14 protein-coding genes are annotated in these 15956 nt (G+C 41.3%); 9 read left to right on the top strand and 5 right to left on the bottom strand.

Features of this window, described 5'->3' with window-relative positions; genetic code table 11:
* The first annotated feature begins 35 nt into the window (after positions 1–35).
* Together IEY03_RS04105 and IEY03_RS04100 are read left to right on the top strand one after the other, a co-directional pair.
* Positions 36–767, top strand: coding sequence for a response regulator transcription factor (locus IEY03_RS04105; RefSeq protein WP_188840090.1), 732 nt, complete (start codon positions 36–38; stop codon positions 765–767).
* Positions 767–2257, top strand: coding sequence for a sensor histidine kinase (locus IEY03_RS04100; protein WP_188840089.1), 1491 nt, complete (start codon positions 767–769; stop codon positions 2255–2257). The genes IEY03_RS04105 and IEY03_RS04100 overlap by 1 nt, the downstream gene beginning before the upstream one ends.
* 345 nt (positions 2258–2602) lie before the next feature.
* Here IEY03_RS04100 and IEY03_RS04095 read toward each other — a convergent pair whose 3' ends face one another.
* Positions 2603–3844, bottom strand: a complete 1242-nt coding sequence (locus IEY03_RS04095) for a lysozyme inhibitor LprI family protein (protein ID WP_188840088.1) — start codon at positions 3842–3844, stop codon at positions 2603–2605.
* A gap of 498 nt (positions 3845–4342) precedes the next feature.
* Here IEY03_RS04095 and IEY03_RS04090 point away from each other — a divergent pair, with 498 nt between their 5' ends.
* Positions 4343–5953, top strand: a complete 1611-nt coding sequence (locus IEY03_RS04090; RefSeq protein ID WP_188840087.1) for an endonuclease — start codon at positions 4343–4345, stop codon at positions 5951–5953.
* Positions 5954–6555: 602 nt separating this feature from the next.
* Here the strand turns inward: IEY03_RS04090 and hemE are convergent.
* Positions 6556–7620: a uroporphyrinogen decarboxylase gene (gene hemE / locus IEY03_RS04085; RefSeq protein WP_188840086.1), complete on the bottom strand. Its 1065-nt coding sequence runs from the start codon at positions 7618–7620 to the stop codon at positions 6556–6558.
* A 444-nt stretch (positions 7621–8064) separates the two neighbouring features.
* Between hemE and rsd the strand changes: the two genes are divergently transcribed.
* Positions 8065–8532, top strand: a complete 468-nt coding sequence (rsd, locus tag IEY03_RS04080) for a sigma D regulator (RefSeq protein WP_188840085.1) — start codon at positions 8065–8067, stop codon at positions 8530–8532.
* Between the two features lie 73 nt (positions 8533–8605).
* Here the strand turns inward: rsd and IEY03_RS04075 are convergent, their stop codons facing one another.
* From IEY03_RS04075 to IEY03_RS04065, 3 genes are all read right to left on the bottom strand, one after another.
* Complete coding sequence (locus tag IEY03_RS04075; RefSeq protein WP_188840084.1) at positions 8606–9655, bottom strand: MJ1255/VC2487 family glycosyltransferase; 1050 nt, start codon at positions 9653–9655, stop codon at positions 8606–8608.
* Between the two features lie 14 nt (positions 9656–9669).
* Entirely contained in the window at positions 9670–10209 is a 540-nt protein-coding gene (locus IEY03_RS04070) for a phosphatase PAP2 family protein (protein ID WP_229778188.1), read from the bottom strand.
* 187 nt (positions 10210–10396) lie between these two features.
* Positions 10397–10651 carry a YgjV family protein gene (locus tag IEY03_RS04065; protein ID WP_188840083.1) on the bottom strand — a complete coding sequence of 85 codons (255 nt, stop codon included), beginning with the start codon at positions 10649–10651 and terminating at the stop codon, positions 10397–10399.
* A gap of 396 nt (positions 10652–11047) precedes the next feature.
* On the opposite strand from IEY03_RS04065, the gene rraA reads away from it, so the two are divergent.
* The 5 genes from rraA (at position 11048) to ubiB (ending at position 15937) form a co-directional block, all read left to right on the top strand.
* The gene (gene rraA, locus IEY03_RS04060) at positions 11048–11533 is read left to right on the top strand and encodes a ribonuclease E activity regulator RraA (RefSeq protein WP_188840082.1); all 486 of its coding nucleotides are present in this window, start codon (positions 11048–11050) and stop codon (positions 11531–11533) included.
* Between the two features lie 66 nt (positions 11534–11599).
* Positions 11600–12646, top strand: a complete 1047-nt coding sequence (locus tag IEY03_RS04055) for a formimidoylglutamase (RefSeq protein ID WP_188840081.1) — start codon at positions 11600–11602, stop codon at positions 12644–12646.
* 269 nt (positions 12647–12915) lie between these two features.
* Complete coding sequence (gene ubiE, locus IEY03_RS04050; RefSeq protein WP_188840080.1) at positions 12916–13671, top strand: bifunctional demethylmenaquinone methyltransferase/2-methoxy-6-polyprenyl-1,4-benzoquinol methylase UbiE; 756 nt, start codon at positions 12916–12918, stop codon at positions 13669–13671.
* Positions 13671–14291, top strand: coding sequence for a ubiquinone biosynthesis accessory factor UbiJ (locus tag IEY03_RS04045; RefSeq protein ID WP_188840079.1), 621 nt, complete (start codon positions 13671–13673; stop codon positions 14289–14291). The genes ubiE and IEY03_RS04045 overlap by 1 nt, the downstream gene beginning before the upstream one ends.
* Positions 14288–15937 (top strand): ubiquinone biosynthesis regulatory protein kinase UbiB, encoded by a 1650-nt coding sequence (gene ubiB, locus IEY03_RS04040; protein WP_188840078.1) that lies wholly within the window; start codon positions 14288–14290, stop codon positions 15935–15937. The genes IEY03_RS04045 and ubiB overlap by 4 nt, the downstream gene beginning before the upstream one ends.
* Positions 15938–15956: the final 19 nt, after the last annotated feature.

Genomic DNA, 15956 nt, shown 5'->3' with positions numbered 1-15956 from the left:
GCAAAGTATGCAGGGATCTGTCTTGAGGGATACACATGAATCATTCGGCAAAACATAATGGACACACAAGCCCACAACATATTTTATTGGTTGAAGATGAACAAGATTTAGCCAAGTTAATTTTGCTGAATTTATCAGCGTTGAATTATCAGGTATGTCACGCCACCACATTAAAGCAAGCCATGAAAATCATCGAACATAAAAAGCTCGATTTGATCTTAATGGACAGAATGCTGCCCGACGGCGATGGGCTCATGCTGTGCCAACAGCTCAGGCAAGCACAAAAAGAAGTGCCAATTATGTTATTAACCGCCAAAGACTCTGAAGCTGACATAGTATTAGGGCTTGAAGCGGGTGCCGATGATTACCTGGTAAAACCTTTCAGTGTTTTAGAGCTGCGCGCTAGAGTAAAAGCCCATTTACGACGTGGGCAAGTTCAGCACGAACTTCAGCAGCAACTTGATTTTAACGGTGTCAGTATTAATGCCAGCACACGTGAAGTTCTGGCGTTTAATAACGCATTAGCGTTAACAGCACGCGAGTTCGATTTGCTCCTTTTTCTTGCCCAGCATCCACAGCAAGTGTTTAGCCGGTTACAGTTATTAGAAGCAGTGTGGGGCTATAACTACAGCGGATACGAACACACAGTCAATAGCCACATAAATCGCTTACGTAACAAACTGTCCCGTTGCTCAGAACACGACTTAGTCAAAACCGTCTGGGGTGTGGGCTATAAATTCTCGCCACCAGAGGCGCATGCTCACTAATGAATCGCCTATTTAATCGATTATTCTTAGTCGCAATCACCATATCTCTTCTGTTATTTGTCGCTTTATGGCAATGGTTGCAGTTAAATCATGAGTTTAGTCGCAACCAAATTCAGCAATCACTGCACCAAGAATTGGCTGAACATATGGCACACATTAATCCGCTGTTATCCCAAGGGATCACCTCTGATGCGGCGTTAAAGGAAGCCTTTCATGATTTTATGTTGCTTGGCCCAAGCTTTGAAATTTATACCTTAGACCCCAATGGTAAGGTGATAGCCTATGATGCAAAAGAAGAGAAAATTAAAAACCACCGTGTCGATATTCGTATTATTCAGCAATTTTTAGCTGGCCAAAACTTACCCATTTTAGGAACAGATCCTCGCTCAAAAAACACCCAAAAAATATTTTCTGCCAGTAAGCTTATCAATGGTGATGGACTACATAGCGGTTATTTATATGTGATTATTGGCGGTGAGGATTACGACAGCTGGCAGGCGTTAATTAATGCCAAAAATCAGCCGAAAATATGGGGGGCGACAATAGGTTTCTGGGGAATATTCGCTCTATTATTGTTTGTGATGTTACTGCGCTATTTTACTCGTCCAATCCATAAACTTGCCCATGACTTAAACGCGTTAAAAAGCATACCAATGACTGAAAACCTCACCTTGCCAGAACGCTATAGGGGGAGCTTGGAAATCAGTCAATTGAGTCAGCATATCAACCATTTACTGCAAGAAATTCAACTACAGCAACAACAGGTAAAGCGCCAGCAACAGGCCAAACATGACTTTTTACTGCACTTGTCCCATGACTTAAAAACCCCGTTAACCGCACTGCTAGGCTATATCGATACCTGGCTTATTTTACCTGCCGCTGAGCGTGATGAAGCCTTGATCCAATATGCAGCTAACTCAGGCCAAACTTTACAGCAATTATTAGCGCAATTGTTAGAGCTTGCCGCACTAGAAAATGGCCAAATTCATGCACAGCTACAGCGGGTTGAATTAGCCGATTTATTAAGTCATGTAGCGCAAACCTTTGCCCCAAGAGCCAAAAAACTCGGGGTGAAGTTAAACTTTACCAATATTAAATCGACACAAATTCTAACCGACCCACAATTGATGCGCCGCATATTGAATAACTTAATTGATAATGCCCTACGCTATACCCCATCTGGCGGCGAAATCACTATTTTCACCCAACAAGAGTTAACCAACGGACAATATCAACAATGGCTGGCTGTGAAAGACACAGGCTCTGGTATGCATCAACATGAGGTAGAAGCATTAAGACAATTATCTTTAAGCCAAACGGCAGTCCAACAAGACAAACTGACCTTTGATAACAACCAAGCACTACCTCAACTCGGCGTAGGGTTAGCCATTGTGCGACAGTTGTTGGGGCTATTAAAGTGTAAAATTGAAGTGCAAAGCCAACCAGGCGTAGGCAGTGAGTTTAAGATAGAGTTGGTGATGCAAAGTTAGAACAACTTAAGACTCACAGAGTAAGCCCCTATGCGGATTGAATCAACACACTCGCGAATTGATTAAAAAACAACCAAAGGTGAGTCATCAAAGCTATCGTTACTTGATAAATTTATCACTATATCCTACAGCCCCAAATCTGCACATATTACAGGTACAAAACGGGATAGAAGTCGCCTAATCATCTGGCAACTAACATTTTGTGATTTGTGCGTTGCGCAGCTGACATGGCACAAACCACTTTTTAAACTTAGCTAACGGGCATCTCAACCCACAGCGATATAAGTCTAGTCAATCACAGCATTGCCGTTGCTTGATAATATCGATAAGCAAACGATTAAATAGTTAGATATTACATAATGACCCATGGCATTTAAGAGTATTAAAATCGTATAAATCACTGTGGCCAAGGCTTCCCCCTGGATAAGGTACATTTTCATTCAAAAAGAATGTAACTCGATTTCCACCAAATAAACCGGCAGGAATCGTTATCTTTTTGAGAATGACATAACCATAACCGATATGTTTTGGCTTGTATCTTGATGAAACATCCATTCCAGAAACGGGAGGCAAGTCTTCATTAAGTTGATTTGACTTTAACTTAACCCACTTTTCGATATCTTTCTTGTTATAGGGTCTTATATCACCCCTTGCCATTAATTGTTCTATTCCGGCTTTGCCTGCCAAGGGCAAAGAATGATCAACATGTTTCTCTAACGTACTGGCTGCATTAGTAAAAAATTCTGTTTTTTGATCAAAAGCATTACCAAACCCAAGCTTAGCGTTTTTTGCAAAAGTAACTAACGAAACTTTCTTATTAAAAAGGTGCATGGAAAGTGGGTTTATTTTATCCAATGTTTTAGCACTGATATAAAAATTATTCTGGCACTTAGGCATTTCACGAGAACTGGTCAAAACGACCGGAGTATTGCTTGCTAGTCCGGCAACAATTTGCTTATGGTATCCCATAGCGTAAACCGCTGCTATTTTAGTGTCTTGTGTCCACTTGATATTCCAGATGGAAGGTTCATAAGCACCTAAAATGAGTGCAACTGGTACATCCGGAGAGTTTATCGCAACATCGAAAACCGTTGCCATATGGCCGCTTTCGTCAATCTGATAATTGGTTTTATGGCCGCTGTAAGCACCACCTGCATAAACCGCTAAATCTGCAGATAATGTGATGTTTGAAAAGTCGCATTGTTTTTCAACGTTAAAGCTATCTAATGCCGGCCGGTGAGCAAATGTGCTGTTGGTCGTTTCAATGTTGTCAGGGATAAGGCTCAACTGCTCAATTCTTGCAGCATAAACAACAGCTAAACAATCGACATTCGTCTGACAGTTATGATTTCTTTTTCTGATCCACTTTTGTTGATTGCTAATCAGATCAGATTTTTCAGTATTTTGTAATACGGCTAAATGTGCTGAATAATAGTCAGATAATTGCTCGTCTAATAAATTTAACGCTTTGCTTGAGCAAATAGCCTGCTCGGTTAAATTTAATTGACCAGTACAATCATAACTGGCTGCATTTACGTTAAACGATAAAGCAAAAATAGATAACAGCTTAAAATAACTCTGTTTCATATGTGCCACGTCCTTGATGTGCAAATATTGAGCTCTCATAAAGGCAAATTAGCTCAACGTGTTTAATGCGTGATATGAAGATCATGCATCGTTTATCTTATCACCGCCAACTACCTGATAAAAGGCTAGATTATTCTCAGTCAAACCGCTCAGCACAGTAAATAATAAACTGAATCGGTATGGCTAATTCATAACCGTATTCTAAGGGTAAAATTTGTTGTTATTGGGTATCACTAACAAAAGATAAAAGAATTTCAAGATCAGCCCTTAGACATGGCCACGTTTCATGTCTTCGGAAATCCCATAGCCATATTTTTAAAACAACATTTTTATCACATATACGTAACTAAGTTTGTGTCATACTCCAGCCGCTTTAAAAAAACTCAAATGGATTTGAATGGGGTCAGACTTTCGTGGTGTTTTCTAAGGAAATCATTATTGAGAATTTCCATGAAGAACTGCTATGAAAGTCCTAAATAATAAATATTAAAGAGAGTTATGTTGATGATTAAATCTAAAATAGCACTAAAAAGTGCTGTAACACTGGCAATTACAGGCTTGGCATTCAATGCCAGTGCAAATCTGATGATAAGCGAAGTGCTTTACGATGCACCCAATAATGATAGTCTCGAAGAATTTGTCGAACTCTACAACGCCAGTTGCAGCAGTATAGACTTGAGCCAATATAATATCAGCGACAATGGCGCAAGCTTAGCCTTAAGCGGCACATTGGCATCGGGTCAATACTTTACAATAGCCAAAGATGCTGCAGGGTTTAACAGCCTGTTCTCACGCCAAGCCGATTTAGCACCCATGCCTTTATCTCTAGGTAACTCAGGTGATTACGTTAAGTTGCTCAAGGGAACTCAAGAAATTGATGTCGTCGCTTGGGAAGGTGGCTTAAGTGGTTGGACACTGAATGCCACTAACGTATCTTTAGTACGCAGCACGAACACCCAAAGCCAAGCTGATTGGGATGTGGGCAGCAATGCCGGTCATCCCGGGGATGGCAGTTTAACGACTAGCTGTGGCACGCCGCCAACGGAAAACTTACTCGAAAATGGTCAAGTCAAGACAAGCCTTAACGCCAGTACAGGGCAAACATTGAAATTTGTGGCCGATATTCCAGCTGGGGCAACTGGACTTAGTTTTAAAATGAATGGCGGCAGTGGCGATGCGGATCTTTATGTGCGTCAGGGCAGTGAGCCTACGGCGAACGTATTTGATTGTCGCCCATACTTAACTGGTAATAATGAAGAATGCCCTATTGCTACCGCTGTAGCAGGTCGTTATTTTGTCAACATCACAGCTTATCAAGGTTTCAGCGCTGCTAACTTAGTGGCTAACTATACCCCGGCTACCACAGGTGGCGGTGAGGGAAACCCAGGTGATTATGCCTTCGATACCTATTATGCTAATGCTAATGGCAAGACAGGTTCAGCATTAAAGGCGAGTCTAAACCTTATCATTCGCGATCATACTCGCTTTACTTATGATCAAGTGTGGGATGGCCTTAACTATGCGGATGAAGACCCAAGCAATACTAATAATGTGATTTTATTGTATACCAATCGCTCAGAACCTAAAACAAACCGTGCCGGTATGAGCAATTCTTTAGATGCCTGGAATCGTGAGCACGTATGGGCTAAAAGCCATGGCTTCCCTAGCAGCGGACAACATGCCTATACCGACTTACACCATTTGCGACCTGCAGATGTCACAGTGAATAGCAGTCGAGGTAATAAAGATTTTGCCTTAGGTGGAGCCCCATTAACTGAAGCGCCTGATAACAAAACAGATGCAGACAGTTTCGAGCCTGCAAACATGGTAAAAGGTGATGTCGCACGTATGGTGTTCTATATGGATGTGCGTTATGAAGGCGGCGATAGCAGTGGTACACCTAACCTTACTGTAGCCAAAGGTGTGACTGGTACTGGTGAGGCACTATTAGGTGATTTATGCACCTTGCTCAACTGGCACATTCAAGATCCTGTGAGTGATTGGGAGCGTCGTCGTAATAACCGTGTGTATGAATGGCAGTTGAACCGCAATCCCTTCATCGATAATCCAATGTGGGCCGAAGATCTTTATAGCAGCTCATGTAATTAATCGTACTCATCAATACAACAGACCCAGCTTAGGCTGGTTTTTTTATTGAATCAATTTTTTACACCTAATATTTCCATTACTTAGATTGAGCTTCATTGACGACTTCAAAATATACAAATAAGAACAAGAAGCAGATGATACCGTCATTTATGAAATAATTCGGATACTATTTAACCTCAAATTGGGTTAAGAGATGAATTCACGAGATTTAAATATTGATATGCAATTGCTTACTGTAAAACTTGAACTTTGTACTGATAACAAGGCGAATTTACGTATCAATAGCGGGTATATTGTAAGTCAATTCAACGCAGTTAGCTGTGCAAAGGGCTGTTTGATATGCAGCTATAATCCCGAACAGTGGCTATTTACATTGAGACCAGCGAGAACATGCTGTGGGCTTTAAATAGATGCCAACTTAGCTTTATTGCTCCATTCAGAGCACATAGTAAGGGTTATGGCTATTCAACAGTCGCGAGTCCAGATAGGAATATCCCAAAGTCGGTATTAACTGTTAACGGATAAGGTCTAAAACGGATAGTCTAGTTATAAGTAAAAAAAAGCGAACCTTAAGGTTCGCTTTTATATCAAATACCACTGAATTACTTGTGATATTTAACTGATAACTCATTGACAGAGTTAATGAATGCACCAGCGTGCTCTGGATTTACATGCTGGTGAATACCATGACCTAAGTTAAATACATGGCCAGAACCTTCACCGTAAGAAGCTAAAATTTGTTCCACTTCTTGACGAATACGTGCAGGTGAAGCGTAAAGTACTGATGGATCCATATTGCCCTGTAAAGCCACTTTGTGACCTACGCGACGACGAGCATCACCAATATCAACAGTCCAATCTAAACCTAGCGCATCACAACCGGTTTCAGCCATAGCTTCTAACCATAAACCACCACCTTTAGTGAATAAGGTTACTGGTACTGTGCGACCTTCAGCTTCACGAGTTAGGCCATCAACAATTTTTTGCATATAACGTAATGAAAACTCACGGTAAGCGTGGTGAGATAACGCACCGCCCCATGAATCGAAAATCATTAACGATTGAGCACCATTCGCTACCTGTGCGTTTAGATATAAAATAACTGAATCAGCTAATTTATCTAACAACATGTGTAATGTTGCTGGCTCTTCATAAGCCATTTTCTTAATTTTTTCAAAGGTCTTGCTTGAACCACCTTCAACCATATACGTGGCGAGTGTCCATGGAGAACCAGAGAAACCAATTAATGGCACTTCGCCTTTTAGCTCACGACGAATAGTGCTAACAGCACGCATTACATAGCCAAGCTCATCTTCTGGATCGGGCACGCAAAGCTTTTTGATTGCGTCAATCGTATCAGTTGGACGCTGAAAACGTGGACCTTCGCCGGTTTCAAAATACAAACCTAAGCCCATTGCATCTGGCACAGTTAAGATGTCAGAGAAAAGAATAGCGGCATCTAAGTCATAGCGGCGTAAAGGCTGCAAAGTCACTTCACACGCTAGATCTTGGTTCTTACATAGAGACATAAAGTCACCGGCTTCAGCACGGGTGGCTTTATATTCTGGAAGATAACGACCTGCTTGACGCATCATCCATACTGGCGTTCTGTCTACAGGTTGTTTTAATAAAGCACGTAAATAACGATCATTCTTTAGTTCTGCCATGGGGGCTATTTTCCTAGATTGTTATGAATTTTGCAGGGCGGTAGTTTAGCACTTACGCGATTAATGTAACCACTTATGCGATATTTATGTGAGCTATTCCTAAATCTGCGGCTAAAAATGTGAAAACACATCAAATCTTGCTCACAAAAACAGCAGAAATGATTTCAAAAACACATAACATCGATTATTAGTTGCACCACGAGTGTGCGTTTGGTATAAAAAGTATGCGCTAGCAAGAACAATCAAGAAGCTCGATTTATCGAGCCCTTAAAAGCTTATTTACCCAGTGATAGTCATCTATCGCTGGGTTTTTTATTTTAAATCCCAAGTGAATAAAATTTAGCTGGTTTGTCCTTTGATAAATAAAGCATAAAACAGTTGATCAACTGAGTACTTGTCCAATACAGTAGATAATATTGTAAGGTTGCAAGTTAAGGTCATCACATGCTTACACAACTCGAAAAAGCGGAACAACGTTGGGGTGGAGCCAATAAGTTAATCGATCAATGGTTAACCCATCGTCGTAAATTGCTTATCCAATATTTCACCCTCGCCGGCCTTGCTCCTTATACCCGTGCAGAAAAAAGCTTACCCAGCATTAAAGACGTAAAAGAATTTTGCGCCCAACTGGTGGATTATGTCTCTGAGGGGCATTTTGAGGTTTACGACCGTGTAGTCAGTGAATGTGCGACTTACGGGCAAGACAGTAAAGCTACTGCCCAAAACTTACTGCCAAAAATCAGTGAAAGCACTGATACCGCGCTTGATTTTAATGATAAATATACAGAGTCTGAAGACGATAAAGTGCTTTATCAGCTTGATAAAGATTTAGCGCAGCTTGCTCAAGCCATGGAGTCTCGTTTTGAGTACGAAGACGAATTATTAGAAATTCTCCATAGCCGTCATTCTTAAAAACCCATCTCCAAAAAATAAGCCCTAAGTGTATTACGCTAAGGGCTTATTTTTTATCTGTATTAACGCTATTTTACTGACGTTTACGCCAATTGTCCGGTAATTCAACCTGCGACCATAGCTGATCACACAGCTGTTGTGACTGCTGCCATTCACCTTTTGTTAACCAATCGACGAGAGCATCCCCTACTTTAGGGTAATGGATCGCTTGTGGTGATGGTGCTTTTAACCAACGGGTGAGTTTGGCACTATCCAATACTTGCATACTGTCTGCCGCTGCGAGTAACTCTAATGCGGCCACATTTGCCGACTGCTCAAACTGCCCTATCAAGGGTTTTACCAACAGTTTTTTGCCTAATGCCATCGCTTCACTGGCCAGCTCAAATCCAGCATTGGCCACTACGCCACCGCATTGTGATAAATGTTGCTTAAAGCTATCTCGACTAAACCCATGCCAATGAATATGTTCAGGCAAAGGCTTAATCGGTTTGACACTGTGGTAAACAAAAAATTGGTAATCATCAAATGGCTTTAAAAACTCTGCGATGTCATCGGCATTTTCAAACGGCAGATACACCAATATTTGATGGCAAAACTGTGTCGATGACGGGTCCACTTCCACAAATGGTGGCAAAATAGGAAATCCAAAGTGATGCCAGTGGCAACCTAAGGCAATATCCACTGGCGCAAAATGATTGAGGATCACTTCATCCCACCAACTTCCACCTTGCTTCGGAACAGGATATTGCAATGCCGCTTGATGACTAATTGAAATGGATTTTACTCCTTGCTGCTTCGCCGCCCAGGCGGTAACGGGCTCAAAATCATTAAGCACCAGATCATAGCCACGCACATCTAACTGCTTAACTTCGTCAAATATTGACCGACTAACATTATTTTGGGCTGTTTTAAGTAAATTAACACGGCCACTTTCAGTCACAAATGATAAACCTTTGCGTACCTGATAATCACCAAACTCTTGCATATCAAAATAATGTTCTTCTGGTCTGCCACTAAATAGAAAATCGACTTCAACATTGCTGTTTTTCATCGCCTTAGCCATGACTCGCGCGCGACTAATATGACCATTTCCTGTGCCTTGTACCCCGTAGAGGATTTTCATATTTTGGCTCCCTATTAAACAATGCGTTGAGCTAGCATTACCGAGCCCATCCCTAGCCCCATGCCTGCAACGATATCTAACGGATAATGCACACCTAATGCGATACGGGATAAACCTACTGTCAGTGCCCATAAATAAGCCAAAGGTGCCAAAACAGGAAAACAAATATGAATAACACTGGCCACCACAAATGCACCTGCTGTGTGCCCAGACGGTAAACTGAATTTATCTGAAGGTTCGAAATGACAATTAAAATCAACCAATGCATAACAGGGACGCTGACGACGAATCGCATTTTTAAATACAAGGTATAGCGGCAATTCGATGATAAAACCCAGTAGCAGTAGATTAAAAAAATGCTGCCCTTGACCGTGCATCAATAACACTGTCACTGAAAGGTATACATACCAATGGCCGTCACCAGTAGAGGAAGCTTTCAGCGCAGCCGTTGAGAGTTGTTGTTTACGTGTAAAATCAATAATGGAATAAAACAGATATTGATCGACTTTGCTAATCAAATTCATTGCCACTCCCGTTGCGCTCCATGCGCTCATTTTTCTACCTATTAGCAGATTAGTCAGATCCAATGACTACAAAGTGACAGTTATTCGAAGTTTTTATGACAAGAAAAGATAGAGTGAAGCGGATAAATGAAGAGTATAAATGCATGAGATAAAAGGTGAATCATTCACCCTTAGTTGTTTAGGTTAACAATAAAGGGTGAACACGATGAAATAATGCTTAGGCAGACGCAACTTGTACTTCAGGGTTTTTGGTGCGATAAATTTTCACTAAGTGATAAATATTAATCCCCGCCACAAACGCATTCATTCCGGCAACTGGCCATGCATCGATAGCATATCCGTACGCAGCAAACAAACCACAACCTACAAAATTTAGCCAACGTAACATGATGATATCTTTCATCATTAACGAAATTGCAACCATAACAGAAGCAACATAGCCTAATATTTCAATCATATTCGTACTTTCCATAAGAACCTCTTTAAGGCTCTCTGCCATCCGTAAGCGTAACGAGGGATCCGTGCCCCTAAAGCAAATAAATAAAATAAACTGATGCCTAAAAACCACTGATATGTTAACAAGTCGCTAGCTATGTTAGTAATTTATAAACGTATTTTAGTGATCATGATCTATAGTTGATTAGTAAATAGTTAAATTTTAAAGTAAATAAACACCAAAATCAGCTATTGTTCTCAAAATAAATCATTGCGTTCTATATATAGTATTATCATTCTAGTTTGATTTGCAACAAGGTCGTGACGAATAACGCTTTTAATTTAAAAAAAACCCCATATAATTCATTTAACTTTGCCTTTATTAGCAATTAATCCAGTGCAATGAACCTATTGCAGCCATTAGGAGTTATCTATGGAATACAACACCTCAGAACTGTGCGACATGTATATCGATGTGGTCGACGTGGTAGAACCAATGTTCAGTAATTATGGTGGTTGCAGCTCTTTCGGCGGCTCAATTAGCACCATTAAATGCTTTGAAGATAACGGTTTAATTGCCGAAGCTTTACAAGAGGATGGTGAAGGAAAAGTATTATTGGTTGATGGTGGCGGTTCATTACGCCGTGCATTACTTGATGCCAGCATTGCTGAAATTGCCGTTGCTAACAACTGGGAAGGTATTATCATTTACGGTACGGTCCGCGATGTTGATGCATTAGAAGAGCTAGATATCGGTATTCAAGCCATTGCTTCAATTCCTGTAGGTGCTGACAGCAACAGCGTCGGTGAAGTGGAAATTCCAGTGAACTTTGGTGGTGTGACTTTCTTACCTGGCGATCATATTTATGCCGATAATACTGGCGTAATTTTATCTCCAGAGCCATTAGATATCGACTAAGTTTTAAACTCATAAAAAGCCAGCATTGCTGGCTTTTTTTGTCTCTGCTAAGTTCAATTTTGAGGTATGCCAATGCTAACCATGTTTAACAAAGCTGATATCGCATCATTAGTTAACCGTCGAGACGGCGAAACAAAACTGGGTGAACAATTTCTATTTTTAGATACCACATCTATCAATCAAAACGATATTTCTGTTGCGCTCAAGCATGCCGTTGCACAAGGGGCAAAATTTGCCATTATTGGGATAAGTGAAGATATTGGTCCGCGTGCTAATTTAGGCCGAGGTGGCTCAGATGATGCGTTTACTGCCAGTCTGAATCAATTTGCTAATTTACAATCAAATCGTTTTTGTCAGGGAAACCAATGCCTTGTCGTTGGCATTATTAGCCCTGACAATTTGTTAGCAGATAATTCAGATACAGAAGCCTTACGTCAAGCAACCGCAGAGTTAGACATTCAAGTTATCACCTTCATGAGCCAAATTTTTGCTGCGGGTTTAGAGCCTATCGTCATTGGTGGCGGACATAACAATGCTTTTGGGTTATTAACGGCCGCCAAGCAAACATTCAATCAACCTATGGCGGCAGTCAATCTTGATCCACATAGTGACTTTAGGCCTCGTGAAGGCAGGCATAGTGGCAATGGCTTTAGTTATGCTGCTGCAAATGGCGCGCTAGATCATTATCATATTTTAGGATTGCACGAACTAAAAAACAGCGAAGCGACCTTGGAGCAACTCAGCTTATTTGGAGCAAGTTGGCACAGTTTTCAACAAATTTGGGTACGTCGTGAAATCAATTTAGATAGTGCGCTAAGCCAAATATGCAAAGAGTTAAACAATACCAATCTGCCTGTAGGCCTAGAGTTAGATGTTGATGCGATTGCAAAAATGCCAAGCAGTGCCTCCACGTTTGCTGGCGTGCCACTTTTAGATGCCTGCCATTACGTATATCGCGTAGCTAAACAATGCGAGTGTGCATACTTACATTTGGCTGAAGCTGCACCGCAATGTCACGAGGCTGGGCTCAGTGCTGGGTACCGAGATGTTGGACAGGGGATCAGTGAACTAATTTATAGTTACATTCAAGGCAGAAAAGCAAAACTAAGTTAACCAAAGCCTTACTGAGTCAGCCACTTTATGTTTGTCGGCACTATGGCAGAGTAGCTTTTCATGCCAAAATTATGCTCTAATGCGGGGCAAAATTATGCTCTACTTTGCTAAATTGGCATCACGATTTAACTGAAGTCATATTGATCTTAGATTAGGTATCACATATTACCGGCTTGATTGTTATCACACTCTCGCATTTAGGTGATGTTGCAAGTTACAACAATGGCATAAACTAGCAATTAATTATCGCACATTATAGGAATATACCCATGTCTGAGGGCGAATCAAAAAACACCCACTTTGGCTACAAAACCGTAGAGGCTGAAAAAAAAGCCGATCTCGTTGCGGATGTATTTCATTCTGTTGCAGCAAAATATGACATTATGAACGACGTGATGTCGTTTGGTGTACATCGCTTCTGGAAACGTCACACGATTGAGGTTGCCGCGGCACGCCCAGGCATGAAAGTATTAGATTTAGCGGGCGGCACAGGCGATTTAACCGCTAAGTTTTCACACCTTGTCGGCGATACAGGCCAAGTGGTACTAGCCGATATTAATGATTCTATGTTGAAAGTCGGTCGAACTAAACTACGCGACAAAGGCATTGTAGGTAACGTAAGTTATGTGCAAGCTAATGCCGAAGCCTTACCTTTCCCTGATAATCACTTTGATATCATTACCATCGCATTTGGTTTACGTAACGTTACCGATAAAGATGCCGCATTGCGGTCAATGCAACGCGTATTGAAACCTGGTGGAAAATTATTAGTACTTGAGTTTTCTAAGCCTCAGCATGAAATTATGCGTAAAGTCTATGACCTTTATAGCTTTAAAGTACTACCTAAAATGGGCGCATTGATCACACAAGATGCTGACAGTTATGAATACTTAGCAGAATCTATTCGTATGCATCCTGATCAAGAAACCCTTAAACAAATGATGATCGATGCAGGCCTAGAGCAAGTAGATTACACTAATATGACTGACGGTGTTGTCGCACTACACAGAGGTTATAAGTTCTAATGAGCGTGAATCACTTTGCCTTGTTAACCTGCGCAGCTATTGAAACAGCATTAGCTCAACTGCCAACGCAAGCACAACAAGATTATGCCCGTTTGAAAAGTTTACACGGCAAAGTGTTCTGTATTCAATTAACCCAACTGTCTTGGCCACTGTATTTTATTTTTGCTAAAAAAATTCAGGTCATGAGTCAATTTGAGGGTGATGTGGCGGCAACCGTTAATGCCGATGCATCGACCCTAAATAAACTGCGCGAAGGGGCAAACCTGACTGAACTTATCAAGCAGGATAAGCTCAGTATTGATGGCGACATCCAGCTATTACAAACCTTTAGCCATTTTATTCAGCATATCGAGTTTGATTTTGCTGAACCTTTATCCCGTTATATTGGCGATGCTCCAACCCATAAATTACTGACGACAACCCAACAATTGGCACAGGATTTAAAATCAGTGTTGCTAAAAACCCGTTCGCATCTGGGTCAACTCACCACAGAAGAATATCGTCTTGCACCGCACAAAATAGATTATCTGCACTTTCGTGATAACCTAGAACAACTTGTCTCGCAAACCGATGTAATCGCTGTGCGTATTGCCAAATTAAGAGAAAAATTCCCCTCATGACAATTGCTAGTATCAGGCGTGGTTACCATGTCATTAAAACCGTACTCAACTTCGGCCTAGATGATTTATTACCACGACACAAAACGCCTTGGTACTTCAAGTTATTGCGCATGTGTTTTTTCTGGTTACGAAACCAACATAAAGATAAAAAACCCGCTGAACGCCTAAAGCTAGCGATGCAAGAACTGGGGCCGGTTTATATAAAGTTAGGCCAAATGCTGTCCACTCGACGAGATTTATTAGATGACGAGTGGGCCTATCAACTTGCAATGTTGCAAGATCGCGTGCCGCCATTTGATTCGGCCTTGGCTCGAGAAGCAATTGAAGCCGCCCTCGGCGAACCCATCGAAAACCTATTTGATCATTTTGAAGAAACGCCACTTGCCAGCGCCTCTATTTCTCAGGTGCACACCGCCACTTTAAAATCAAACGGCAAAGAAGTGGTGTTAAAAGTGTTGCGGCCAAATGTTGAAGCCAACATTAATGCCGATTTACAACTTATGCTGCAAACCGCCAGTCTATTGGAACGCTTACTCGGTGAAGGCAACCGCCTGCGTCCTGCTGAAGTCATTGATGATTATCGCACCACGATTTTGGGTGAGCTTAACCTTAAACTAGAAGCGTTAAACGCCACAAAACTGAGAAACAACTTTTTAGATTCTGATGCACTTTATGTTCCTTATGTATATGAAGAGCATTGTTATCAACGCCTAATGGTGATGGAGCGGGTATATGGTATTCCCGTATCCGACACTGCAGCGCTTCGCGCCCAGGGCACAAACTTTAAACTGCTTGCTGAACGCGGTGTAGAGCTGTTTTTCACTCAGGTGTTTAGAGATAACTTCTTCCATGCCGACATGCATCCGGGTAACATTTTCATCAGCACAGAACACCCAGAAAATCCCTATTACATTGGCTTAGACTGCGGCATTATGGGCACCTTAACCGAGGTAGACAAACGCTATCTTGCTGAAAACTTTTTGGCCTTTTTTAATCGCGATTACCATAAAATTGCCCAGCTTTACATTGAATCAGGTTGGGTATCTGAACACACAGATGTATTGGCATTTGAACAAGCAGTGAAAGTGGTTTGTGAGCCTATGTTCAATAAACCCCTTGATGAAATCTCATTTGGCCATGTTTTATTAGAGCTGTTTAGAACCGCCCGTCACTTTGACATTGTGGTGCAACCTCAGCTGGTGTTGCTTGAAAAAACGTTATTGTATATTGAAGGGTTAGGCAGGCAGTTATACCCTCAACTTGATTTGTGGCAAACCGCTAAGCCGTTTTTAGAGAACTGGATGGCAGAACAAGTTGGCCCTAAAGCCATGTTTAATAAAGTTAAAACCAATGCGCCATATTGGGCAGATATGCTACCAGAGTTACCTGAGTTAATTTATGACAACCTAAAAATAGGCCGTAAGTTATTGGGAACCCAACAGCAAATGCTTGATAAATACTTACGTTACCAACAAAAATCTCACAAAAGTAACTACTTGCTTATCACTTCTGCTGTTTTGTTGATCTGTGGCACAATATTATTCAATCAAAGCGCTACACTATGGCCCGCTTATACTTGTATCTGTGCTGGCAGTATTTTATGGATAGCCGGATGGCGATCTAGGCCAAAGAATCGTAAATTTTAGCTAGCACTAATTTATTAGA

The organism is Shewanella aestuarii, assembly GCF_014647215.1.
Taxonomy (GTDB): Bacteria; Pseudomonadota; Gammaproteobacteria; order Enterobacterales; family Shewanellaceae; genus Shewanella; species Shewanella aestuarii.
This window is presented reverse-complemented; position numbering and strand designations above follow the sequence as displayed.

Bases quoted from the DNA above. Each gene is read 5' to 3' on its own strand.
- IEY03_RS04105 (WP_188840090.1), top strand. From the start codon at position 36: ATGAATCATTCGGCAAAACATAATGGACACACAAGCCCACAACATATT.
- IEY03_RS04100 (WP_188840089.1), top strand. From the start codon at position 767: ATGAATCGCCTATTTAATCGATTATTCTTAGTCGCAATCACCATATCT.
- IEY03_RS04095 (WP_188840088.1), bottom strand. From the start codon at position 3,844: ATGAAACAGAGTTATTTTAAGCTGTTATCTATTTTTGCTTTATCGTTT.
- IEY03_RS04090 (WP_188840087.1), top strand. From the start codon at position 4,343: ATGTTGATGATTAAATCTAAAATAGCACTAAAAAGTGCTGTAACACTG.
- hemE (WP_188840086.1), bottom strand. From the start codon at position 7,620: ATGGCAGAACTAAAGAATGATCGTTATTTACGTGCTTTATTAAAACAA.
- rsd (WP_188840085.1), top strand. From the start codon at position 8,065: ATGCTTACACAACTCGAAAAAGCGGAACAACGTTGGGGTGGAGCCAAT.
- IEY03_RS04075 (WP_188840084.1), bottom strand. From the start codon at position 9,655: ATGAAAATCCTCTACGGGGTACAAGGCACAGGAAATGGTCATATTAGT.
- IEY03_RS04070 (WP_229778188.1), bottom strand. From the start codon at position 10,209: ATGAGCGCATGGAGCGCAACGGGAGTGGCAATGAATTTGATTAGCAAA.
- IEY03_RS04065 (WP_188840083.1), bottom strand. From the start codon at position 10,651: ATGGAAAGTACGAATATGATTGAAATATTAGGCTATGTTGCTTCTGTT.
- rraA (WP_188840082.1), top strand. From the start codon at position 11,048: ATGGAATACAACACCTCAGAACTGTGCGACATGTATATCGATGTGGTC.
- IEY03_RS04055 (WP_188840081.1), top strand. From the start codon at position 11,600: ATGCCAATGCTAACCATGTTTAACAAAGCTGATATCGCATCATTAGTT.
- ubiE (WP_188840080.1), top strand. From the start codon at position 12,916: ATGTCTGAGGGCGAATCAAAAAACACCCACTTTGGCTACAAAACCGTA.
- IEY03_RS04045 (WP_188840079.1), top strand. From the start codon at position 13,671: ATGAGCGTGAATCACTTTGCCTTGTTAACCTGCGCAGCTATTGAAACA.
- ubiB (WP_188840078.1), top strand. From the start codon at position 14,288: ATGACAATTGCTAGTATCAGGCGTGGTTACCATGTCATTAAAACCGTA.